The sequence below is a fragment of the Bradyrhizobium sp. CCBAU 53421 genome (genome assembly GCF_015291625.1).
Classification (GTDB): Bacteria; Pseudomonadota; Alphaproteobacteria; order Rhizobiales; family Xanthobacteraceae; genus Bradyrhizobium.
Genome location: NZ_CP030047.1, coordinates 4,762,610 through 4,783,664, shown reverse-complemented (window position 1 = coordinate 4,783,664; position 21,055 = coordinate 4,762,610). Strand labels below are relative to the sequence as shown.

The 21,055-nt window shown below is 64.0% G+C and carries 20 protein-coding genes and 2 tRNA genes; 8 read left to right on the top strand and 14 right to left on the bottom strand.

Annotated features, from left to right (window positions below; all coding sequences use genetic code 11):
• Positions 1 to 12 precede the first annotated feature (12 nt).
• Entirely contained in the window at positions 13 to 1,269 is a 1,257-nt protein-coding gene (gene pepT, locus XH92_RS22870) for a peptidase T (protein ID WP_194454122.1), read from the top strand.
• On the opposite strand, the gene XH92_RS22865 is transcribed toward pepT, so the two are convergent.
• From XH92_RS22865 to XH92_RS22855, 3 genes are all read right to left on the bottom strand, one after another.
• The gene (locus XH92_RS22865) at positions 1,270 to 2,121 is read right to left on the bottom strand and encodes a class I SAM-dependent methyltransferase (protein ID WP_194454121.1); all 852 of its coding nucleotides are present in this window, start codon (positions 2,119 to 2,121) and stop codon (positions 1,270 to 1,272) included.
• 116 nt (positions 2,122 to 2,237) lie between these two features.
• Complete coding sequence (locus XH92_RS22860) at positions 2,238 to 2,543, bottom strand: YciI family protein (RefSeq protein ID WP_194454120.1); 306 nt, start codon at positions 2,541 to 2,543, stop codon at positions 2,238 to 2,240.
• A gap of 22 nt (positions 2,544 to 2,565) precedes the next feature.
• Positions 2,566 to 2,862, bottom strand: coding sequence for a hypothetical protein (locus tag XH92_RS22855; RefSeq protein ID WP_194454119.1), 297 nt, complete (start codon positions 2,860 to 2,862; stop codon positions 2,566 to 2,568).
• 248 nt (positions 2,863 to 3,110) lie between these two features.
• Here XH92_RS22855 and XH92_RS22850 point away from each other — a divergent pair, with 248 nt between their 5' ends.
• Positions 3,111 to 3,359: a PRC-barrel domain containing protein gene (locus tag XH92_RS22850; protein WP_246787578.1), complete on the top strand. Its 249-nt coding sequence runs from the start codon at positions 3,111 to 3,113 to the stop codon at positions 3,357 to 3,359.
• A gap of 184 nt (positions 3,360 to 3,543) precedes the next feature.
• Here XH92_RS22850 and XH92_RS22845 read toward each other — a convergent pair.
• Together XH92_RS22845 and XH92_RS22840 are read right to left on the bottom strand one after the other, a co-directional pair.
• A tRNA-Val gene (locus tag XH92_RS22845) sits at positions 3,544 to 3,620 on the bottom strand.
• A gap of 72 nt (positions 3,621 to 3,692) precedes the next feature.
• Positions 3,693 to 4,103 carry a GFA family protein gene (locus XH92_RS22840; protein ID WP_194454118.1) on the bottom strand — a complete coding sequence of 137 codons (411 nt, stop codon included), beginning with the start codon at positions 4,101 to 4,103 and terminating at the stop codon, positions 3,693 to 3,695.
• 180 nt (positions 4,104 to 4,283) lie between these two features.
• Here XH92_RS22840 and XH92_RS22835 point away from each other — a divergent pair, with 180 nt between their 5' ends.
• Together XH92_RS22835 and XH92_RS22830 are read left to right on the top strand one after the other, a co-directional pair.
• Positions 4,284 to 4,952 (top strand): GntR family transcriptional regulator, encoded by a 669-nt coding sequence (locus tag XH92_RS22835; protein WP_194454117.1) that lies wholly within the window; start codon positions 4,284 to 4,286, stop codon positions 4,950 to 4,952.
• A gap of 1 nt (position 4,953) precedes the next feature.
• Positions 4,954 to 6,165, top strand: coding sequence for an MFS transporter (locus tag XH92_RS22830; RefSeq protein WP_194454116.1), 1,212 nt, complete (start codon positions 4,954 to 4,956; stop codon positions 6,163 to 6,165).
• Positions 6,166 to 6,243: 78 nt separating this feature from the next.
• Here XH92_RS22830 and lon read toward each other — a convergent pair whose 3' ends face one another.
• The 5 genes from lon to XH92_RS22805 all read right to left on the bottom strand — a co-directional run bounded on the left by lon (position 6,244) and on the right by XH92_RS22805 (position 13,210).
• The gene (gene lon, locus XH92_RS22825; RefSeq protein WP_194454115.1) at positions 6,244 to 8,673 is read right to left on the bottom strand and encodes an endopeptidase La; all 2,430 of its coding nucleotides are present in this window, start codon (positions 8,671 to 8,673) and stop codon (positions 6,244 to 6,246) included.
• Between the two features lie 321 nt (positions 8,674 to 8,994).
• Positions 8,995 to 10,269, bottom strand: a complete 1,275-nt coding sequence (gene clpX, locus XH92_RS22820; protein ID WP_018271869.1) for an ATP-dependent Clp protease ATP-binding subunit ClpX — start codon at positions 10,267 to 10,269, stop codon at positions 8,995 to 8,997.
• 440 nt (positions 10,270 to 10,709) lie between these two features.
• Entirely contained in the window at positions 10,710 to 11,345 is a 636-nt protein-coding gene (locus XH92_RS22815) for an ATP-dependent Clp protease proteolytic subunit (RefSeq protein WP_076857756.1), read from the bottom strand.
• 254 nt (positions 11,346 to 11,599) lie between these two features.
• Positions 11,600 to 12,961: a trigger factor gene (gene tig / locus XH92_RS22810; protein ID WP_194454114.1), complete on the bottom strand. Its 1,362-nt coding sequence runs from the start codon at positions 12,959 to 12,961 to the stop codon at positions 11,600 to 11,602.
• A gap of 164 nt (positions 12,962 to 13,125) precedes the next feature.
• Positions 13,126 to 13,210: transfer RNA gene (locus XH92_RS22805), tRNA-Leu, on the bottom strand.
• 420 nt (positions 13,211 to 13,630) lie between these two features.
• Between XH92_RS22805 and XH92_RS22800 the strand changes: the two genes are divergently transcribed.
• The 3 genes from XH92_RS22800 (at position 13,631) to XH92_RS22790 (ending at position 16,708) form a co-directional block, all read left to right on the top strand.
• On the top strand, positions 13,631 to 14,707 hold the full coding sequence (locus XH92_RS22800; protein WP_371817801.1) for a multicopper oxidase domain-containing protein: 1,077 nt from the start codon (positions 13,631 to 13,633) through the stop codon (positions 14,705 to 14,707).
• A 32-nt stretch (positions 14,708 to 14,739) separates the two neighbouring features.
• Positions 14,740 to 15,825: an enolase C-terminal domain-like protein gene (locus XH92_RS22795; protein WP_194454113.1), complete on the top strand. Its 1,086-nt coding sequence runs from the start codon at positions 14,740 to 14,742 to the stop codon at positions 15,823 to 15,825.
• A gap of 172 nt (positions 15,826 to 15,997) precedes the next feature.
• Positions 15,998 to 16,708, top strand: a complete 711-nt coding sequence (locus tag XH92_RS22790; RefSeq protein WP_194454112.1) for a hypothetical protein — start codon at positions 15,998 to 16,000, stop codon at positions 16,706 to 16,708.
• 27 nt (positions 16,709 to 16,735) lie between these two features.
• Here XH92_RS22790 and XH92_RS22785 read toward each other — a convergent pair whose 3' ends face one another.
• Together XH92_RS22785 and XH92_RS22780 are read right to left on the bottom strand one after the other, a co-directional pair.
• Positions 16,736 to 17,518 carry a tetratricopeptide repeat protein gene (locus XH92_RS22785; RefSeq protein WP_194461386.1) on the bottom strand — a complete coding sequence of 261 codons (783 nt, stop codon included), beginning with the start codon at positions 17,516 to 17,518 and terminating at the stop codon, positions 16,736 to 16,738.
• 456 nt (positions 17,519 to 17,974) lie between these two features.
• Positions 17,975 to 18,940 (bottom strand): LysR family transcriptional regulator, encoded by a 966-nt coding sequence (locus XH92_RS22780; RefSeq protein WP_194454111.1) that lies wholly within the window; start codon positions 18,938 to 18,940, stop codon positions 17,975 to 17,977.
• A 101-nt stretch (positions 18,941 to 19,041) separates the two neighbouring features.
• On the opposite strand from XH92_RS22780, the gene XH92_RS22775 reads away from it, so the two are divergent.
• Positions 19,042 to 19,869: an oxidoreductase gene (locus XH92_RS22775; protein WP_194454110.1), complete on the top strand. Its 828-nt coding sequence runs from the start codon at positions 19,042 to 19,044 to the stop codon at positions 19,867 to 19,869.
• Between the two features lie 43 nt (positions 19,870 to 19,912).
• Here XH92_RS22775 and XH92_RS22770 read toward each other — a convergent pair whose 3' ends face one another.
• Together XH92_RS22770 and XH92_RS22765 are read right to left on the bottom strand one after the other, a co-directional pair.
• Positions 19,913 to 20,212 carry a DUF1330 domain-containing protein gene (locus XH92_RS22770; RefSeq protein ID WP_194454109.1) on the bottom strand — a complete coding sequence of 100 codons (300 nt, stop codon included), beginning with the start codon at positions 20,210 to 20,212 and terminating at the stop codon, positions 19,913 to 19,915.
• On the bottom strand, positions 20,209 to 20,808 hold the full coding sequence (locus tag XH92_RS22765; protein ID WP_246787577.1) for a Crp/Fnr family transcriptional regulator: 600 nt from the start codon (positions 20,806 to 20,808) through the stop codon (positions 20,209 to 20,211). Before XH92_RS22765 ends, XH92_RS22770 begins: the two co-directional genes overlap by 4 nt.
• Between the last annotated feature and the right edge of the window lie 247 nt (positions 20,809 to 21,055).

Here is a 21,055-nt window from a genome sequence, read left to right as displayed (position 1 = left end):
TGCGCGGTCTTCATGCTGGCACCGGCTCTCGACTTCAAGCACACCGTCACCGAGCGCTTCCTGCGCTACGTCGTGATCGACACCCAGTCCGATCCGGATTCACCGACCACGCCCTCCACTGAGAAGCAGAAGAACCTCGGCCGCCTGCTGGTCGCCGAGCTGCAGGCGATGGGCGTCTCCGATGCGCATCTTGATCCACACGGATACGTCTATGCGACGATCCCGGCCAACACCAACAAGACGGTGCCGGTGATCTGCTTCTGCTCGCACATGGACACCTCGCCCGACTGCACCGGCAAGAACGTCAAGCCGCAAATCGTAAAGAATTATCGCGGCGGCGACATCGTGCTGCCGGCCGACGCATCGCAGGTGATCCGCGCTGCCGAGCATGAAGCGCTGGCCGACCAGATCGGCAATGACATCATCACGACCGACGGCACCACCCTGCTCGGCGCCGACAACAAGGCCGGCCTCGCCGAGATCATGGATGCCGCGCATTTCCTAGTGACCAATCCGCAGGTCAAGCACGGCACCATCAAGATCCTGTTCACGCCGGACGAGGAGATCGGCCGCGGTGTCGACAAGGTCGACATCAAGAAGCTCGGGGCCGACTTCGGCTACACCATGGACGGCGAGACCGCAGGCCATATCGAGGACGAGACCTTCTCCGCCGACGGCGCCAGCGTCATCGTCGAAGGCGTCGCGACCCATCCGGGCTTCGCCAAGGGCAAAATGGAACACGCGATCAAGATCGCTGCCGCCATCGTCGATCGGCTGCCGAAGGACACCTGCTCGCCCGAGACCACCGAGGGCAAGGAAGGCTTTCTGCATCCGGTCGCGATCTCGGGCGCGCTGGAGAACGCGCGGATCGACTTCATCGTGCGCGATTTCACTGAAGCCGGACTGAAGCAGAAGGAAGCGCTGCTCGAGCAGATCGCGCAGGACGTCTTGAAGGAATATCCGCGCTCGACCTACCGCTTGGAGGTCAAGCAGCAATACCGCAACATGAAAGATGTGATCGATCGCCACCCGCAGATCGTCGCCTATGCGATCGAGGCGATCGAGCGCGCCGGGCTGACGCCGGTGAAGACCTCGATCCGCGGCGGCACCGATGGCTCGCGGCTTTCGTTCATGGGGCTGCCCTGCCCCAACATCTTCGCCGGCGAGCACGCCTTCCATTCGCGGCTCGAATGGGTGAGCCGCCAGGACATGGAGAAGGCCGTGCAAACCATCGTCCACCTGGCGATGATCTGGGAAGAGAAAGCCTGATCAGGCCCGCGCCGTCACGATCCAGATCGCGCCCGGCAGCGGCACGCTATCGCCCTTGGCGAACGGCGCCAGCGCCTCGCGGATCGACGCGACGGCGGCCGAGCGAACCTCATCCGGATGCCCCTCCAGCGCACGGCTGGCCGGCCCGATCTCGAGTGCGCTCTGGACCGCGGTTTCAATTCCGCGCCCGATCGCGACATCGAGCTCAATCTTGCACGGCTCCATGGCGATGCCGGAGAAGCCGGGTTCGCTCAGGATCCGCTTCACCCGGGCTTCGGAGGCAAACGAGAATGGACCGGGATCCTCAGGGCCGAGTTGCGGCAGCTTCGGCACGTGCTTGTAGACGGCCTGCAACGGCGCCATGAAGAACGGGTTTTCTCGCGGCTCCTGCCAGCACGCGAAAGCGAGCCGGCCCGTCGGCTTCATCGCCTTGTGCAAATTGGTGAACGACGCCACCGGATCGGCAAAGAACATCACGCCGAAGCGCGAAGCCAACAGATCAAAGCTCTCGCCGGCGAACGGATGGACGGTGGCATCCGCAAGCGCGAACTCGACCGGCAATCCCTGCGGCGTGCTCTGACGCGCCCGCGTCAGCATCGGCTCCGAGACGTCGACCCCAAGCACATGACCATCAGGCGCGACCTTTGCCGCCAGCGCGAAGCTCGATGCGCCGCTGCCGCAGCCGACATCGACGATACGCTCACCGGCCTTCGGCGCGGCGCGATCGATCAAGAGGTCGAGCACCGGCTTGAGCACGATGTCCTGCGCGGCCTGCCGGGCGGCCCAGCGCTGGCCCCCCGGCCCGTTCCAATAGGCAATTTGATCGGCGTTTTGCGGGTGACCTGCGTCCATGAGATTCAAACCTCGTTGAGAAGCGTGCGTGGTTTCATGTTTGAGCATGATCTCCGCGCAAGCGCGTTCGCGTTTGTCGCGAGGGAAAACCGCTTCGCACTTTTCCGGATCATGCTTTAGCAAGTCTCGCGCGTCGCGGCGCGCAGCATTGGCGTGACCTGATAGGTGAATCCGGCATTGGCCCTGGTGACGGGATCGTTGGCGACGATCTCCTGCGGATCGGCATCGTCAGCCAGTTGCAGCACGCCCAGTCCCCAGACGCCGGCGGGATCGGCCACCGGCCCAAAGATCAGCGCCTTGCCGGCTTGCAGCAATTCGCCGCAATAGGCGACGTGCGCCTGCATGATGGCGGCTTCCTGCGGCGTCATGTCCTGCGGAAAGGTCGGGCGCGGTCCGGTCAGCTTGCAGACGTAATACTTCATCGACCTGGTCCGCGCTCTCGGATTACTTGGCGGCCGCGCTGGTGGGCTTGGTCGGCTTTGGCCCAGGGGTTGTCTTGGCGGCATTCGCCTTCGGAGCAGCCTGCCCGTCATTGCTGCGCGCAATGCCCCACGGGTCGGCCGGCTTCTGGTCCGGCACGCCGCTGAGCGCACGCTGGTAGGCGCGCTGCTGCCGCGCCTCGTTGGCCACATCCGACGGCGACTTCTCGATCTCTTCGCGATAGCGCTGAACGTGGTCCTGCTGCGCCCATGCCGGTCCGGCAATCATGGTGAGAAGAAAAATCGCGGCGAGTTTGCGCATGTATCAAGTTCCCGGTTAGGCGGAGAGAATAGCATTGCAGCAGCGTCGGCGCCAAACCCGAGTGACATTGCGCCAACAGGAACCGAGCCCGGCCCGCGACGCGCGCGTGACTTTCGGCACCTTTCGCATCGTCGGCGACCGAATGACATTTGGCAGACCAGCGCGGAGCAAGCGCGGTCCCGGCCACCCCACAGACTACCCCACGGCCGGGATCGCGCCCTTTCCGCGCGTTCACGGAGAGCCGAGCCATGGCCTCACTACGTCGGGCCCACCAACCAGCGGCCGCTTTGCAGCTCGTGAAACACCGTGCCACCGTGATCCTGCGCGAGCATGTGCAAGTGGAGGCCGAACTTGTCGGACGGGCTGCGGTCCTCACCGACGGGACCGCAGGGACCGTCGAAGCCGTGTCGCTGGACGAGTCGCATGGGCTGCGCATCTCGATCAAAGGGCACATCGGGAAGTGGCCAATCTCGACCATCAGGATGCTTCAGCCATAGGGCTGGATCCGGTGATCCCACCTCATCGGGCAAGCGCCGACGGACAGTAGCAATCGGTGATGAGCCGGTCCGCCTACGCTCTTCGAGCTTCGGCGCGACAGCCTTCGCCCTGCGGACCGAACAAGCGGTTGGGTTGATCCGCGAAGGCTGGCTTGCCGAGCCGTAGCCCGTGAGGAGCGAAGCCTGGTAGGCGGCGAGAGATTCGAACTCCCGACCCTCTCGGTGTAAACGAGATGCTCTAACCAGCTGAGCTAGCCGCCCTTACCTGCGCGCCTCTTTAGCCTCGCCTGCCCCCGAGGCGCAAGGCCGCCAAGGTCGCAACGCCTCAATCCGTCAGCTCCAGTCCTTCGGCCGCGCCGGCAATCCCTCGAGATCGTTGATCCATGGCGCGGCGGACCGGCACCAGACCTGGCGCCGCGGGGACAATTCGCCGCGCTGGCGAATGCTGCCCCAGCGGATGCCCCAATCATCGGGACCGCCGTCCTCGCCGCTCGTGAACAGCGGGGAACCGCAATCGCCGCAAAAATGCTGGAAGCGGATCCGGCCGTTATCGCCCCGCTTGCCGTAGACTTTCGGCACAGCTCCGGTCAGCCGAACCTGCTCGGCGGCGCAGATCACCGTGACGCGATAGGGCGAGCCGGTCAGCGCCTGGCAGTCCGTGCAATGGCAGATCGACACCCGTTCGGGATCGATCTCGGCCTGGTAGGTCACGACCCCGCAATGGCATTGCCCATCGATCCGCATCTGCATTCTCCCAAATCCAACGTTGTGCAGTCGCCAAAAGGTCGGCCCCAGGGATGCCGTCCGCAAGGCGTCTCCGATGCGGTCCGGTGCCGCCGAGGCAAGGCTGGTATCCCAAATCTGGATTGTTTGGGATACCAATTTGGGATACGTACTCCTCGAGATAACCCCAAGGACAACGCCATGTCGCAGATGCTTCAGATCCACGACCAGCTCCGGCAGATGATCCTGTCTCTCGACCTTGGCCCGGGCGAACGGCTGACGGAGCGCTGGCTCGAGGGCCAGTTCGAGGGATCGCGCACGCCGATCCGCGCCGCGCTGGTGCGGCTCGAAGGCGAAGAGCTGGTCCGTCGCGACGGCCGCAATTGGATTGTCGCACCGATCGACCTCGGTGAGCTGGCGGCGCTGGCGGAGTTCAGGATCCCTCTGGAGACGACCGCCGTCCGCCTCGCCTGCGCGCGGGCAAGCGCGGCCGACATCGCCGCTATCGAAGAGATGCTGGATGCCTGTCAGTCCGGCGCGCCGCGCGAGGAATGGCACCGGGTCGGCACCGATTTCCATGTCGAGATCGCACGCCTCTCCGGCAATCCCTTCATCGTCAAGGCGATCGCCGGCGCGATGACCCGGCTGTCGCGGGCGCGCTGGCTCGAAGTGTGGACCGAACCCTCGCGGGAGCAGGCCTGGCGCGAGCACCGGCGCATTCTCGGCTTCATCAAGGCCAACGATCCGGATGCCGCCGCGCGCGAGGCCGCCGATCACATTACCGACACCCGAGATCGCCTGCTGCGTTCGCTCAACGCGGATCGCCGCGGCCTGCGGGCGCGTGGCTTCGCCGTGATCGGGCTGCGCTGACATGAACATGGAAATCGATCGCGAAGCGGTCCTCGACGCCGGGCCGTGGAAGCGCAACCTCATCGTCTGCGTGTTCGGCTCCTTCACCACCATCGTGGGAATGACGCTGCTGCTGCCGTTCCTGCCGCTCTATGTCGAGCAACTCGGCGTGGCCGACCATGCCGCCATCGTGCAATGGTCGGGCGTCGCCTACGGCGCCACCTTCTTCAGCGCGGCGCTGACGGCGCCCGTGTGGGGACGGCTCGCGGATCGCTATGGCCGCAAGCTGATGCTGATCCGCGCCAGCCTCGGCATGGCGGTCGCCATGTCGCTGATCGGCATGGCGCACAACGTCTATGAGCTGGTCGGCTTGCGGCTGCTGACCGGCCTGCTCGGCGGCTACGCCTCGGGTTCGACGGTGCTGGTCGCGGCGCAGACGCCGAAGGCGCGGTCCGGCTGGGCGATCGGGGTGCTGTCGGCCGGCATCATGGCCGGCAGCTTGGTCGGTCCCTTGATCGGCGGCGTGCTGCCGGGCCTGATCGGGATCCGCTCGACCTTCTTCCTGATCGGCGGCGTCATCTTCATCACCTTCCTCAGCACCACCTTCCTGATCCGCGAGGAGGCGCGACCGAAGACGGCGAAGGGCAACAAGTCGCGCGGCGGCTGGTCGCTCGTTCCGGACAAGCGACCTGTGATCGCGATGTGGGGGACCGGTCTGCTGTTGATGATCGCCAACATGTCGATCGAGCCGATCATCACGGTCTATGTCGCGCAACTGGTCGAGGCGCCGCAGGTGACGTTCGTCGCCGGTCTCGTGATGTCGGCGGCAGCCTTCGGCAGCCTGCTGTCGTCGTCGCATCTCGGCAAGCTCGCCGATCGCGTCGGCCATTGGCGGATCATCACCATCTGCCTCGCCGCCTCGGCGCTACTGCTGATCCCGCAGGCCTTCGTGGTCAGCGGCTGGCAGCTGATCCTGCTGCGCTTCCTGATGGGGCTCGCGCTCGGCGGCCTGTTGCCCTGCATCGCAAGCGTGATCCGGCACAACGTGCCTGATACGGTCACCGGCAGCATGCTGGGCTATTCGATCTCCGCGCAATATGCCGGCCAGGTGATCGGCCCGCTCGCCGGCGGCTTCATCGGCGGCCATATCGGCATGGGCGCGGTGTTCCTCGGTACCAGCGTGTTGATGGCACTCGGCGCAATCGGCAACTTCTTCGTCGAGAAGAAAGAGTAGCCGCCTTCGCGGCTCCCGCGATGACCAAACAAAAACGGCGCCCGAAGGCGCCGTTTCAGTATTTCGATTGGAGCTCGCTCAGTGCGCCGTCAGGCCGCCGGACGCTTCATCCGAAGCATCGGGCTTGACGTCGACCTTGCTGGTCTCCTCTTCCCAGACTATCGGCGCGGGCACGCGGGTCAGCGCCTTGGCGACGACCTCATCCAGCCGAGAGACCGGAATGATCTCCATGCCGCCCTTGATCGCATCGGAAATCTCCGTGAGATCCTTGGCGTTGTCCTCGGGGATCAGCACCGTCTTGATGCCACCGCGCGCGGCAGCCAGCAGCTTCTCCTTCAGACCGCCGATCGGCAGCACGCGACCACGCAGCGTGATCTCGCCGGTCATCGCGACATCGTGGCGGACCGGAATGCCGGTCATGACCGAGATGATCGCGGTGGCCATCGCAACACCGGCGGACGGACCGTCCTTCGGGGTTGCGCCCTCCGGCACGTGAACGTGGATATCGCGTCTGTCGAACATCGGCGGTTCGATGCCGTAGGTGATCGCGCGCGAGCGGACGTAAGACGCCGCCGCCGAGATCGACTCCTTCATCACGTCGCGCAGATTGCCCGTGACGGTCATCTTGCCCTTGCCGGGCATCATGACGCCTTCGATGGTGAGCAGCTCGCCGCCGACATCGGTCCAGGCCAGACCCGTGACGATACCGACCTGATCCTCATCGTCGATCTCGCCGAAGCGATACTTCGGAACGCCGAGGAACTCTTCGATATTCGCCTCGGTGACCTTCACCGACTTCTTCTTGGAGATCATCAGCTCCTTCACCGCCTTGCGGGCGAGTGTGGAGAGCTCACGCTCCAGGTTGCGCACGCCCGCTTCGCGGGTGTAGCGGCGGATCATCAGAAGCAAGGCCGCGTCGTCGATCGACCATTCCTTGGAGTCCAGGCCGTGCTTGGAGAGCGCGCTCGGGATCAGATGCTTGCGCGCGATCTCGACCTTCTCGTTCTCGGTGTAGCCGGCGATCCGGATGATCTCCATGCGGTCCATCAGCGGGCCCGGAATATTCAGCGTATTCGCGGTCGTGATGAACATCACGTTGGACAGGTCGTAATCGACCTCCAGGTAGTGGTCGTTGAAGGTCGAGTTCTGCTCGGGGTCGAGGACCTCAAGCAGCGCCGACGACGGATCGCCGCGGAAATCGGCGCCCATCTTGTCGATCTCGTCCAGCAGGAACAGCGGGTTCGAGGTCTTCGCCTTCCGCATCGACTGGATGATCTTGCCGGGCATCGAGCCGATATAGGTGCGGCGGTGGCCGCGGATCTCGGCCTCGTCACGCACGCCGCCGAGCGACACGCGCACGAACTCGCGGCCGGTCGCCTTCGCGATCGACTTGCCGAGCGAGGTCTTGCCGACGCCGGGAGGCCCGACGAGGCACAGGATCGGTCCGGTCAGCTTGTTGGCGCGCGACTGCACCGCGAGATACTCGACGATACGGTCCTTGACCTTCTCGAGCCCGTAGTGATCGGAGTCCAGCACCGCTTGTGCGGCCTCGAGGTCCTTCTTGACCTTGGACTTCTTGCCCCACGGGATCGACAGCAGCCAATCCAGATAGTTGCGCACGACGGTCGCTTCCGCGGACATCGGCGACATCTGACGCAGCTTCTTCAGCTCGTGCTGGGCCTTCTCGCGCGCTTCCTTGGAGAGCTTGGTCTTGGAGATCTTCTCCTCCAGATCGGCCAGCTCGTCGCGACCTTCGTCGTCGCCGAGCTCCTTCTGGATCGCCTTCATCTGCTCGTTCAGGTAATACTCGCGCTGGGTCTTCTCCATCTGGCGCTTGACGCGCGAGCGGATGCGCTTCTCGACCTGCAGCACCGAGATCTCGCTCTCCATCAGGCCGAGCACCTTCTCCAGGCGCTGGGTGACGGACAACGTCTCCAGGATCGCTTGCCGATCGGCAATCTTGACCGCGAGATGCGAAGCAACGGTGTCGCCGAGCTTGGCGAAATCGGTGATCGCCTGAACCACGCCGACGACCTCGGCGGAGATCTTCTTGTTCAGCTTCACATAGCTTTCGAAGTCGGACACGACCGAACGCGCCAAGGCTTCGGCTTCGACCGAGTTGGCGTCAGTGTCGGCGAGCGCAACCGCAGTCGCCTCGTAATATTCGCTGCGGTCGGAATACTTCTCGACTCGCGCGCGCTCGAGGCCCTCGACCAGCACCTTCACGGTGCCGTCGGGCAGCTTCAGGAGCTGCAGCACGCTGGCGAGCGTACCGGTCTCGTAAATTGAATCGGGAGCCGGATCATCATCGGACGCGTTCTTCTGCGTCGCGAGCATGATCAGCGCGTCGTTCTTCATCACCTCTTCGAGCGCGCGGATCGATTTCTCGCGGCCGACGAAGAGAGGCACGATCATGTGTGGGAAGACGACGATGTCGCGGAGCGGCAGCACCGGATAGGAATGGCTTTCGCCGTGGACGATCGTTGGCCGGGGTTTTGAGGTCGTCATGGCCTTATCCTTTTGTTTTGCCCCCTTGCACGCAGCCCGCCTGCTTGCGCAACCGCCACAAGGTGCCTTGGTGATCCGGAAAAAGATTGCCGTTAGCAGCCGCTTATTCCGCATCGAAAAGCGACGAATCTCAGCGCATGAGATCCCTCGCCGATAGCATTAGGTGGCTATCAGGCCGGGGGGTGTCAAGTCTGAGAAGTGCCCGGAAATTCAGGCTAAACAGGCATTTACTGCAATGCCGCAGCGGCGCTGCTGCTGCGCCGCAACGGCCGCCGGATCGCCCGGCAGCCGCGTCATTTGCGACGACAGAAAGTTGCGCTCTCAGGCGCTCGCGCTGCTCTCGACGGCGCGGTCGGAACGATCCGCGTAGATGTAGAGCGGACGCGCCGTGCCCTCGACCACCTCACGCGAGATCACAACTTCCTCAACGCCTTCGAGGCCCGGGAGGTCGAACATGGTCTCGAGCAGGATGCTCTCCAAGATCGACCGCAGGCCGCGCGCACCGGTCTTGCGCTCGATCGCCTTGCGGGCGACCGCGCCGAGCGCCTCGTCGGCGAAGGTCAGTTCGATATTCTCCATCTCGAACAGCCGCTGGTACTGCTTCACTAGCGCGTTCTTCGGATCGGTCAGGATCTTCTTCAGCGAGGTCTCGTCGAGGTCCTCCAGCGTCGCCACGACGGGCAGACGGCCGACGAATTCCGGGATCAGGCCGTACTTCAGCAGATCCTCCGGCTCGACGTGACGGAAGATCTCGCCGGTACGGCGGTCCTCCGGCGCAAGCACCTGCGCCGCGAAGCCGATCGAGGTCGAACGGCCGCGCGCGGATATGATCTTCTCGAGGCCCGAGAACGCACCGCCGCAGATGAACAGGATGTTGGTGGTATCCACCTGCAGGAACTCCTGCTGCGGATGCTTGCGGCCGCCCTGCGGCGGAACCGACGCCACCGTGCCTTCCATGATCTTCAGCAGCGCCTGCTGGACGCCCTCGCCCGACACATCGCGGGTGATCGAGGGATTGTCCGACTTGCGGCTGATCTTGTCGATTTCGTCGATATAGACGATGCCGCGCTGCGCGCGCTCGACGTTGTAGTCGGCGGCCTGCAGCAGCTTGAGGATGATGTTCTCGACGTCCTCACCGACATAGCCGGCTTCGGTCAGCGTCGTCGCGTCAGCCATGGTAAACGGCACGTCGAGGATGCGGGCCAGCGTCTGCGCGAGCAGCGTCTTGCCCGAGCCGGTCGGACCGATCAGCAGGATGTTCGACTTCGCGAGCTCGACGTCGTTGTGCTTGGTCTGATGGTTAAGCCGCTTGTAGTGATTGTGGACGGCGACCGACAGCACCTTCTTGGCATGGCTCTGGCCGATCACGTAGTCGTCCAGGACCTTGCAGATTTCCTTCGGCGTCGGAATGCCGTCGCGCGACTTCACCAGCGAGGACTTGTTCTCCTCGCGAATGATGTCCATGCACAGTTCGACACACTCGTCGCAAATGAAGACAGTCGGTCCGGCAATCAGCTTGCGAACTTCATGCTGGCTCTTGCCGCAGAACGAGCAGTATAGCGTGTTCTTGGCGTCGCTCGTGCCGACCTTACTCATTCATTATCTCCGTCCGCCGTTCGATCTCGTTTGCCAGATCGACCCAATCCGGCACAAAACCGGAGTATTGGGTAGATAGAGCAAATTCCGTACCAAAAAAGACCCTACGCAATACTGACCGTATGGATCACGGTTTATTCGAATCTCCGCGATCATAGCCGATGCATTACAGCCAACCATGCTGGCACCCGACTATCAAGAATTCGCTAATCGGGAGGCCGGCTCAAGACCGTGACAATACCGTGATTTTCAACGATCGCACGTGGAATACGCGTCGAAATCCACGGAACGTTGCGGGATTACCACGCCGGGCAGTGAGCACGAAAGAGGAACCTTTCGCCCATGCTCAGGCGCTTGCGGAGTACCCCGCCGCCCCGCTTTTGCCGGTTATGTGAGGCGTCAATGTGGAGATCACAGGACGCCCCGAGATGCCGCCCAGATCAGGCCGCCTTCGCAGAGGCCGGATCCTCGGGCCGCTTGTCGATGACCTTGTCGACGAGGCCGAACGCCTTGGCGTCCTCGGCGGTGAGGAACTTGTCACGCTCAAGCGCGTCCTCGATCGCCTTGTAGGTCTGGCCGGTGTGCTTCACGTAGATCTCGTTGAGGCGCTTCTTGAGATTCAGGATCTCCTGCGCGTGCAGCATGATGTCGGTGGCCTGGCCCTGGAAACCGCCGGACGGCTGGTGAACCATGATGCGGGAGTTCGGCAGCGTGAAGCGCATGTCCTTCTCGCCAGCCGCCAGCAGCAGCGAGCCCATCGAGGCCGCCTGCCCCGTGCACAGCGTCGAGACCGGCGGACGGATGAACTGCATGGTGTCGTAGATCGCAAGGCCCGACGTCACCACGCCGCCCGGCGAGTTGATGTACATCGAGATTTCCTTCTTCGGATTCTCGGCCTCGAGGAACAGCAGCTGCGCGACGATCAGCGTCGACATGCCGTCCTCCACCGGACCGGTGACGAAGATGATGCGCTCTTTCAGCAGGCGCGAGAAGATGTCGTAGGCGCGTTCGCCGCGATTGGTCTGTTCGACGACCATCGGCACAAGGTTCATGTAGGTTTCAACGGGATCGCGCATGAAAGAACCCAAGGGTTAGGGGTGATGCAGAACTTGGCTTAAGCCAACGTCCCTTAAGGCTACGTGACTTAAGGCTCTTGGCTCAAGGCTTAACCCAGATAAGGGCCAATTTCCGGCCGACAAGACCGGCACTCGCCGCACTAGCCACCTGGGCAGGTCGCAGAACTTCAAGCCGATTCGCGTCGGCCCGCCTAGCGACGGGACCCGTCGCGAGGCGTGCTTTCGCGGTTCATCATTAACGCGAGGTGCCGGAATTAAGCGGCAGTTTTCTCAGCGTCGTCTTCATCCTTGAACAGCTCATCCTTGGTGACCTTCTTCTCGGTCACGTTGGCGAGCTCGAGGACGAAGTCGACGACCTTGTCCTCGTAGATCGGGGCACGAAGCTGGGCCAGCGCCTGAGCGTTGCTGCGGTAGTAGTCCCAGACTTCCTTCTCGCGGCCCGGCATCTGGCGCGCACGCTCGATCACGGCGCGCGAGACCTCGTCGTCGGTCACGGTGATCTTGTTCTTCTCGCCGATCTCCGACAGCACGAGGCCGAGGCGGACGCGGCGGTCGGCGATCTTCTGGTACTCTTCCTTGGCAGCTTCCTCGGTGGTGTTCTCGTCGGCGAAGGTCTTGCCGGTCGAGTCCATCTCGGCCTTGATCGAGTTCCACATCAGGTTGAACTCTTCGGCCACAAGCGACGGCGGCGCCTCGAATTTGTGGCTCTCGTCGAGCCGGTCGAGCAGCGCGCGCTTGACCTTCTGACGGGTCGCGCCGGCGAATTCGGCGGTCAGGCGCTCGCGCGCGGCTTCCTTCAACTTGTCGAGGGACTCGAGGCCGAGCGTCTTGGCGAACTCGTCATCGATCGTGGCCTCGCCGGGCGCCTCGATCAGCGTCGCGGTGGTCTCGAACTCAGCCGGCTGGCCGGCGAGCTTGTCGTTCAGGTAGTTCTTCGGGAACGAGACCTTGAGCGTGCGGGTCTCGCCGGTGCCGATGCCGATCAGCTGCTCCTCGAACCCCGGAATGAACTGGCCGGCGCCGATCACGACCTGGATACCCTCACCGGTGCCGCCCTCGAAGGCCTCACCGTTGATGGTGCCCTTGAAGCTGATGGTGACGCGGTCACCCTTCTCCGCCGTGCCTTCAGTCTTGGCGTTGTACGGGCGGCTCCCTTCGGCGATGCGCTTGATGGCATCGTCGACGTCGGTGTCGGAGACTTCGACCACCGGCTTCTCGACCGAGAACGACTTGAAATCGGCGAGCTGGATCGGCGGCACGACCTCGATCGCGACGGTGTAGGTCAGGTCGGTCTTGCCCGACAGCAATTCGTCGACCTGGTCCTTCTCAGTCGGCATCGTGATCTTCGGCTCACCGGCGAGGCGGAAGCCGCGATCTTCGAAAATTTGCCGGTTGGTGTCGCTGATGGTCTGGTCGATGGTCTCGGCCATCACAGAGCGGCCGTAGATCTTCTTCAGGTGCGCCACCGGCACCTTGCCGGGACGGAAGCCGTTGAGACGGACCTTGTCCTTGAGGTCGACCAGCTTGGCGTCCGCCTTGGCATCGAGATCGGATGCCGGAACGCTGATCTTGAATTCGTGCTTCAGTCCCTCGTTGAGGGTCTCGGTGACCTGCATGGTATCAATCTTCTTCCGCTTTTGCCGCGGCCCGAGCGGCCGTGGCAGTGTTCAATCGGTTCGACGGTGAGCCTTGCGGCCTAACGTCTGTGGGTTCGGCGAACCCTCGTCCCCTGCGGGCCCAAGGTTCTCCAAGAATTCGTCATGCAAACGCTGTAAGCGCTTGGTGCGGGCGGAGGGACTCGAACCCCCACAACTTTCGTCACTGGAACCTAAATCCAGCGCGTCTACCAGTTCCGCCACGCCCGCGCGAAAAGCATCCAGTCCGGCCGCGATGCCGCGGGCGGCCGGGCTTATAACATGCGCCCACCGGTTCGCAGCAAAAAAATGGCCGCTAGAGAGCCCGGCCTGCGACCGATCGCGACTGGACAGCTACCCTGGAAAATGGTCCGCATCGGCCGAATGGCAAGTCCTGTAACAAGCTCCGAATTTTCCCTCACCCGACGCGACCTGATCGCCGGCCTCGGCGCCGCGGCGCTTTGCCCCGTTTGGCCGGCAACCGGCTCGGCGCAGGGCCGGACGGCAGTCGCGCTCCAGGCCAAGATCGACCGCATCTCGCTTCGTCCCGACGGAACGGGTCCCGGCGGATCAGGTGCTGGCGGACCGGGGACCCAGGTCTGGTCGCTCGGCAGCGGCGACCTCCGCTTCAAGCGCGGCGAAGTCCTCGACGTGACGTTCGGCAACGAGCTGCCGGTTGCCGCCGCGCTCGATTGCCGCGGGCTCGATGGCATCGCGGCCGCGGAGCCGCTGGCCTCCCGGGCGCCGGTCGCCACGGGGGCAAAGGATACCTTTCAGCTCCCACTTCGACATGCCGGCACCTTCCTGTGCGAGCCGCTGATCGGCGATGGCGCCGCGCCTGTACGGCCGCGCCCGTTGATCGTAACCGGCGCCTCGCCGGTCGCCGTCGATCGCGACGAGACCCTGCTGATCGAAGAGTGGCGCCTGGAGCTGGATGGAACCGCGATCCCGCCCGGGAGAGATCCGAAAGATTCGACGTCAATTCATACGGTTAACGGCAAAACCTCATACGACATCTCGGCACTGGCCAATACCCGCCTCAGACTCCGCTTCATCAATGGCAGCCAACGCAGTGTGCTGGCGGTCAAGCTAGAGAACCTCGATGTCCGGGTGATGGCGATCGACGGCCAGCCGGCCGAACCTTTCCCGGCTCGCAACGGTGCGCTGGTGCTCGCTCCAGGCAGCCGCACGGATGTCTTTGTCGACGCGGTCGGGCCAGCCGGAACGAGCTTCCCGATCCTGCTGCATGACGGCAAGCAGGCCCGCCCGGTCGGCAAGCTCGCCATCTCGAACGAACCGCCGGTCCGAGCCGCGCCGTTCCCGCCGGCCCCGCCGCTGCCGGGCAATGACATGCCCGCGCAGCTCGATCTCAAGGGCGCTGCGCGATTCGATCTGGCGCTCGGCACACCGACCGAGTGGCTCCGTCCGGCGGAGTTCAAGCCGACAGCGGCTCCGGCATTTCAGGCCAAAACAGGCCGCGCGGTCGTGCTGGCCCTGAACAACAGCGGCGCGATCGCCAGTGTCTTTCATCTGCACGGCCATCACTTCCGTCTGCTCGACCGGCTCGACGACGGCTGGAAGCCGTTCTGGCTCGACACGCTCGCGGTCGAACCGGGCCAGACCCAGCGCATCGCCTTCCTCGCCGAATATCCTGGCCGCTATTTGATCGAGCAGGTCGCAACCGACTGGGCCGCGCCGCGGCTGCTGCGGTGGTACAGTGTCCAATAACAAGAAGTGGAAACCGCCTGAAGGAAACGCCAATGAGCCAGACAGTTGCAGCGATTCGCGGAGTGAAGGCACGAAGCGTCGTGGTGCCGCTCAAGCGTCCTGTGAAGACAGCGTTTGGCTTGATCGATTCCGGCCCGCTGGTGCTCATCGATGTCGAGACCGATCAGGGTGTTACCGGCCGCACCTACATCTTCGCTTACAGCAAGCTCACACTTAACCCTCTCGTCTATCTGATCGAGGAGATCGGCCGCGAGCTGATCGGCAGGCCAGTCGCCCCGTTCGATCTGATGAAGGCGATGGACGCCAAGTTCCGGCTGCTCGGCGCACATGGTCTGGTCGGGATGGCCGTGTCGGGCCTCGATATGGCCTATTGGGATGTGCTGGGCCAACTCGCCGGCCGGCCGCTGGCCGAGCTGCTCGGCGGCTCCGTGAGGCCGATCAGGGCCTATGACAGCTACGGCGCGGTCGATCCCGTTGCCGACGAGCGTGCGCTGCGCCGCTCGCTCGACCAAGGCTTCAAGGGCATCAAGATCAAGGGCGGCGATGGCGACGCCGCCAATGACGAGCGCGTCGTGAAAAGCGTCCGCGCCCTGCTCGGCCCCGACATCGCGCTGATGTTCGACTTCAACCAGTCGCTCGATCCGGCGGAGGCCATCCGCCGCATCGCTCGGCTTGCGCCCTATGACCTGCACTGGATCGAGGAGCCGGTGCCGCAGGAGAGCTTGTCCGGCCATGCCAAGGTCCGGGAGACCTCGCCGACCCCGATCCAGGCCGGCGAGAACTGGTGGTTTCCGCGCGGCTTTGCCGAGGCGATCGCGGCCGGCGCGTCCGACTTCATCATGCCCGACGTGATGAAGGTCGGCGGCGTGACCGGCTGGATGCAGGTCGCGGGACAGGCCGATGCAGCGTCGATCCCGATGTCGAGCCATCTGTTCGCGGAAGTCAGCGCGCATCTGCTCGCGGTGACACCGACGGCGCACTGGCTCGAGTTCCTCGACTTCGCTAGCGCGATCCTCGCAAGGCCCGCCGAGATCATCGATGGCGCGGTGACCGCTCGCGGTCCCGGGCTCGGCATCGAATGGAACGAGGCGGCGGTGGCGAAGTATCTCGCGGGCTAGCGCCCAGCGCAGCGTTTCCCGTCTGCTTCGGATTGTGTCTGCCCCTGCTTCTGATGCGGGGCGACAGCGGATTGCCGTTTGTCTGACGCATGGCTGGGGCTGCCATCAATCGATCGTGAGCGAGAATTCGCGACATCATCATGTAGGCCGGTTGGGCGCACTGGAGCGCCCAATGACGAACAACAACAAGCTGACGCTCAAATTTCGCTGTCCCGAACAGCTCGAAGGACTGATCCCGCGCCCCGTCCCGGCGGCACAAGGCGTTCCCGACTGGCTCAAGGCCATGCCGGCGACCGCCTTCTCTTCGATCAACCTGCACGACGAGAGCACCATCAAGCGCTGTCCGCCATTCGTGGACGCGATGACTTGCGGGTTCCTGCTGCCGCTGGTCTGCGATCTCACGGTCGCGGACGGCGAAATCACCTGGGACCACGACCTGCCGCCGGGAGGCACCCCCGAATTTCCGCGCTCGCCGATCGGATTCCACGACCCGGGTCAGGTCTCCGGCACGCCGCTGTTCGAAGCGGGCCGCTTCTTTCTCAAATTCCACAATCTGTGGACCGTCGAAGCGCCCGAAGGCTACGCGGTCTACTTCACGCATCCCGTCAATCGCTTCGACCTGCCGTTCACGACGCTCAGCGGCCTGGTCAATTCGGACCGCTATGCCGACAATTGGGTGCACTTCCCGGCGTACTGGCACGACAGGAATTTCAAAGGCGTCCTCCCCAAGGGCACTCCCATAGCGCAATGCATTCCGGTCAAGCGCGGCGACTGGACCGCGCAGGCATCCTCGTTCACCGCGGATGAAGCCAAGCGCGTTGGCGCGTTCCGGAACGAGCTCAAGCGAGAAGCCAGCCTGTACCGGAGAAACTTCAGGACCTGAGGCGCGACGAGATTTCGCCCGATCCGCTCAGCCCGCTTGCCCGCCGAGGAATCTCGCAGCGTCGCTTTGCGCGAAGAAGAAGCGGCCATGCGATCCCGCAGCCATGACGAACGCCGCGCGTCCCAACAGCTGCGGCTGACCGCGGATGACGGAGCGCAACGCCGCTTCGGCAGCGTCGCGCTCACCCTGCTCGAACAGCGACGTGGCGAGATAGGCGCGGGTCGAACGATCCTCGGGGTACTGCGCGAGCACGCGGCGGAAAGCGTCCGCGGCCGCGGCGTAGTCGCCATGAAGGATCAGGACCCGCCCGAGCTGGTTGAGAACGTCGGAACGTGCCGGTGCAGCATCGCGCGCGGCTGTCAGGGCACGCGCAGCCCGCGCGAAGTCACCGGTGTCATGCAACAGGCGTCCGAGATCGAGTTGCAGATCGACGCTGTCAGGGGCCAGCGCGAGGCCGGCCTCGATCGTGCTGATTGCCTCGTCGTATTGACCGGCCTTGGCAAGCTGCCCGGCCAGCTCCTGAAAGGAAGGGAAATGGGGCGGGCGGCGTGCCGCCGTGCGCCGGAGCTGCGCGATCCCGTCCGTGGCGCGTCCTGCACCGCACAGCAATGCGCCAAGCAAGGTCTCGATCTCTCCGTCAGCGCCGCGGCGTGCAATCCTCTCGAGCGATGCGATCGCCTCGCCTCCGCGGTTCTGCCCCCTCAAGGCATGCGCGAGCAGAAGCGCTGCGTTCTTGTCCGTGCGGTTGGATTTCAGGATGTTGGCCGCAATCTGCTGGGCCTGAGCGAACTGCTGCGTTCGGAGCGCCATTGCGCCCTGTTGCAGCGCCTGAGCGAGGAAATTGTTTTGCCTGCCACTCACGGGAAGCTTCTGGAGGGTACGTGCGAGAGAATGTCGTTGGGCCTAACCCGCGTCGCTCCGTGCGTCCATCAACAGTCTCGTGAAAAAACGGCAAGACTGAGCAAGCGCGGAGCGCCGGCAAGATGCCCGCTTCGACGTGAGGCGGGCATCGTGTTTCATCTTGTTTCCATCCGGTCGATGCCGGTTGGCCTCAACCACGCTTTTGTCTCGCGCAACAATCTTGGCAATAAAACGTAACGTGCCGCTCGCCGGGAACTGTTCCAGTATCGCGCAGCCTTGTGAAGACGCGTCAAGGCAGATCCTTTGCGAGGAAGAACCCTTTATCTCGAATCTCAATCTTCATCTTCTGCGTTGTGCTGCTCATCCTGTCGGCGACCGGCATGGCCGAAGCGCGGCATCTGTAGCTCAAGCACGCTTGCGATGACCGTCCGATTGCTTGGCCGGGGGTGACCGGACATCCCGGCCCCTGGCGGCCAACTTCGTCTCCTCGCGCACCATATCGACGAACGCACGAAGCCCGGCCGTCATGTGCCGGTGTCTCGGATAGTAGAGACGCAAGCCGGGGAATGGCGGCGTCCAGTCGTCCAGCACGGCGCGCAGGCTTCCGGCGGCGAGATGCCCGGTTACCCAGAAATCGCTGACGAACGCCAGTCCGAGGCCTTCGAGCGCGGCTTCGACCATCAGGCTGTCACTGTCGAGGGTCAGCCTGCCCGGGACATCGACCACCATCTGCTCGCCGCCGCGCTTTTCGAACTCCCAGCGATAGAGCTTGCCGCTCGGCATCCGCCTGCGAATGCATTCATGGGCGAGCAGATCAAGCGGCGACCGCGGCACCGAAGCGCGCGCGAAATAATCCGGCGCGCCGACGACGATGAAGCGCGTGTCCGGGCCGCAGGGAATCACGACCATGTCCTGCGGCACGGCTTCGGCCAGCCGGATGCCGGCATCGAAACCTTCCGCGACGATATCGATGGGACGTCCCTCCAGGGTCAGTTCGACATTCATGTCGGGATAGCGCCGCAGAAACCTTGCGACGACGGGGCGAAGGATCTGGTGCGCCGCGCGCTCCTTCAGATTGATGCGCAGCGTTCCTGCGGGCGTGTCGCGAAACTCGTTCACATCCTCCATCGCGCCGGCAATCTCGCGCAGCGCGGGACTGACCCTGGCGAGGAAACGCTCGCCCGCTTCCGACAGCGCGACGCTGCGCGTCGTCCGATTGATCAGACGCACGCCAAGCCGCTTTTCCAGCGCGGCGATGGCATGACTGAGCGCCGAGGGCGAAATACCGAGTTCGGTCGCCGCCGCGCGAAAACTGCGATGCGTCGCAATCGCGACGACCGCGTTCAGCTCGAAAAGGCCAGCATGCTGCATTGTACGATTATCTGCATCAGGTCATGCCACTTTATGCCGATTATTGCACTAATCAAGTCACCTATATCGAGCCCGCAATCTGGATCCAAAGGACATCTCCTATGCCAAAGACTTTCCTGATCACGGGCGTTTCGTCGGGCTTCGGCCGCGCGCTGGCCGAGGCGGCATTGAGCGACGGCCATACCGTCGCCGGCACCGTGCGCAATGAGAACGACAAGCAGAAATTCGAAGCGCTCGGCAACGGTGCGCACGGCGTGATCCTCGACGTCACCAACACCGAAGCCATCGCGCCAGCCGTCGCCGACGTCGAGCGCAGGATCGGCGCAGTCGACATTCTCGTGAACAATGCCGGCTACGGCCACGAGGGCATTCTGGAGGAATCATCGATCGACGATCTGCGGCGCCAGTTCGAGGTCAACGTCTTCGGCGCGGTGGCGATGATCCAGGCGGTGCTGCCCTTCATGCGCAAGCGGCGCGCCGGGCACATCCTCAACATCACGTCGATGGGCGGGATCATCACGATGCCCGGTCTCGGCTGCTACCACGGCAGCAAGTTCGCGCTGGAAGGGATATCCGAAACCCTTGGCAAGGAAGTCAAGGACCTCGGCATCAAGGTCACTGCGGTCGAGCCGGGCAGTTTCCGCACCGATTGGGCCGGACGATCGATGGTCCGGGCGGAACGGTCGATCGCGGACTATGACGCTCTCATCGACCCGATCCGCAAACGCCGCATGGAAATGAGTGGCCGCCAGGTTGGCGATCCCCAAAAGGCTGCACAGACCATGCTGAAGCTCGCACTGTCGGCCGATCCACCGGCGCATCTGCTGCTCGGCAGCGATGCCGTGCGGCTGGTCGAGGAAAAGATGAAACTGCTGCAGGCCGAGTTCGATGCGTGGAAGAGCGTCTCGCTTTCCACCGACGTTGCCTGAGTCTCATCGCCGCCACGGTACCGGTGCGGCTACGCGTGCTTGCTCACGGCGGCGACGGCAGCCCCTTCACCAGCAGTGACAGCACGGTCGCACCGGCGATCCGATCCCTGGATATGTCTTGATAGGCCGGCGAGTCGAGAAAGCGGGTCGCCTCCGCCTCGTCAGGAAATTCCATGATCACGACCTTGTCGCGCGTCCACTCGCCGTCGAGGACCTTTGGCCTCTCATCGGCCGCCAGCAGGCGGCCGTTGAACGCCTTGAAGACACCGGCAAACCGGGACTGGTAGCGGCGGTAGTATTCCTCCTGCGTGAACTTCACCAGTGCGATCACATAGACGGTCATTCCCGGTCCTTATCTCTGAAATGGCGTGGATTGGCGCAGTCGATACCGTCCGGACGGCGCCGGCGCGCCGATGCTATGAAACCGGCCAGACGCGTAGGCTGTTCGATCGTGATCCTGCTGCGCCGCTTGGAGATCAGCGACATCCGCTCGAACTCGGCGAGGGCGGCACCGATCCAGGAGCGGCTGACTCCGACCATGCTGGCCAGATCTTCCTGGGTAAGCCCCGCAATCGTCGGGCATGACTTGCGGCTGTCGTTGCCGGCGAGCGAGGTCAGGATGCTGCCGAGACGTACCCAGGCGTCATCCAAAGCCTGCGGACCGGTGCGCTCGATGCTCTCGACCGAGAGCAGCGCCAACAGCCGCGTGATGTTGTCGAGAAAACCGGGCACGTTGCGCGTGCAGGCGATGAAGTCCCGGCGCGGCATCACCGAGACCACGACCTGGTCGATGGCCTCCGCGGTGAGTATCCGCGGCCGGTCGAGCACCAGCGCGGCGAGGCCGAGGATCGTGCCTCCAACGAATACACCGAAGGTAAATTGCTCGCCGCTGGGCTGGGATTGCAACAGACTGACGCGGCCGTCCTCGAGGACGACCATGGTATCGCTCGGCGCGCCTTGCCGGAACAGGATGGAGCGTGGCGGAAGGGTCATGGTCCGCATACGGCTGCGGATGTCCTTGCGCTGTGCCGCTGACAGCCCCGCAAGCGCGAGGCTCCACTTCGGCGACAGGCCGTCCTCCGCCGACGCGGCCGGCGGCTTCATGCTCGCTGCACGGCTCACTGACGATGCCCCCCTGCCGCGGAGACGCCCAGGCAATCGAGGCCCGCCTTTCCAAGGGTCGATG

Coding starts and splice junctions, on each gene's coding strand:
- pepT (WP_194454122.1), top strand. CDS start 13: ATGCTGGCACCGGCTCTCGACTTCAAGCACACCGTCACCGAGCGCTTC.
- XH92_RS22865 (WP_194454121.1), bottom strand. CDS start 2,121: ATGGACGCAGGTCACCCGCAAAACGCCGATCAAATTGCCTATTGGAAC.
- XH92_RS22860 (WP_194454120.1), bottom strand. CDS start 2,543: ATGAAGTATTACGTCTGCAAGCTGACCGGACCGCGCCCGACCTTTCCG.
- XH92_RS22855 (WP_194454119.1), bottom strand. CDS start 2,862: ATGCGCAAACTCGCCGCGATTTTTCTTCTCACCATGATTGCCGGACCG.
- XH92_RS22850 (WP_246787578.1), top strand. CDS start 3,111: ATGGCCTCACTACGTCGGGCCCACCAACCAGCGGCCGCTTTGCAGCTC.
- XH92_RS22840 (WP_194454118.1), bottom strand. CDS start 4,103: ATGCGGATCGATGGGCAATGCCATTGCGGGGTCGTGACCTACCAGGCC.
- XH92_RS22835 (WP_194454117.1), top strand. CDS start 4,284: ATGTCGCAGATGCTTCAGATCCACGACCAGCTCCGGCAGATGATCCTG.
- XH92_RS22830 (WP_194454116.1), top strand. CDS start 4,954: ATGAACATGGAAATCGATCGCGAAGCGGTCCTCGACGCCGGGCCGTGG.
- lon (WP_194454115.1), bottom strand. CDS start 8,673: ATGACGACCTCAAAACCCCGGCCAACGATCGTCCACGGCGAAAGCCAT.
- clpX (WP_018271869.1), bottom strand. CDS start 10,269: ATGAGTAAGGTCGGCACGAGCGACGCCAAGAACACGCTATACTGCTCG.
- XH92_RS22815 (WP_076857756.1), bottom strand. CDS start 11,345: ATGCGCGATCCCGTTGAAACCTACATGAACCTTGTGCCGATGGTCGTC.
- tig (WP_194454114.1), bottom strand. CDS start 12,961: ATGCAGGTCACCGAGACCCTCAACGAGGGACTGAAGCACGAATTCAAG.
- XH92_RS22795 (WP_194454113.1), top strand. CDS start 14,740: ATGAGCCAGACAGTTGCAGCGATTCGCGGAGTGAAGGCACGAAGCGTC.
- XH92_RS22790 (WP_194454112.1), top strand. CDS start 15,998: ATGACGAACAACAACAAGCTGACGCTCAAATTTCGCTGTCCCGAACAG.
- XH92_RS22785 (WP_194461386.1), bottom strand. CDS start 17,518: ATGGCGCTCCGAACGCAGCAGTTCGCTCAGGCCCAGCAGATTGCGGCC.
- XH92_RS22780 (WP_194454111.1), bottom strand. CDS start 18,940: ATGCAGCATGCTGGCCTTTTCGAGCTGAACGCGGTCGTCGCGATTGCG.
- XH92_RS22775 (WP_194454110.1), top strand. CDS start 19,042: ATGCCAAAGACTTTCCTGATCACGGGCGTTTCGTCGGGCTTCGGCCGC.
- XH92_RS22770 (WP_194454109.1), bottom strand. CDS start 20,212: ATGACCGTCTATGTGATCGCACTGGTGAAGTTCACGCAGGAGGAATAC.
- XH92_RS22765 (WP_246787577.1), bottom strand. CDS start 20,808: ATGGTCGTCCTCGAGGACGGCCGCGTCAGTCTGTTGCAATCCCAGCCC.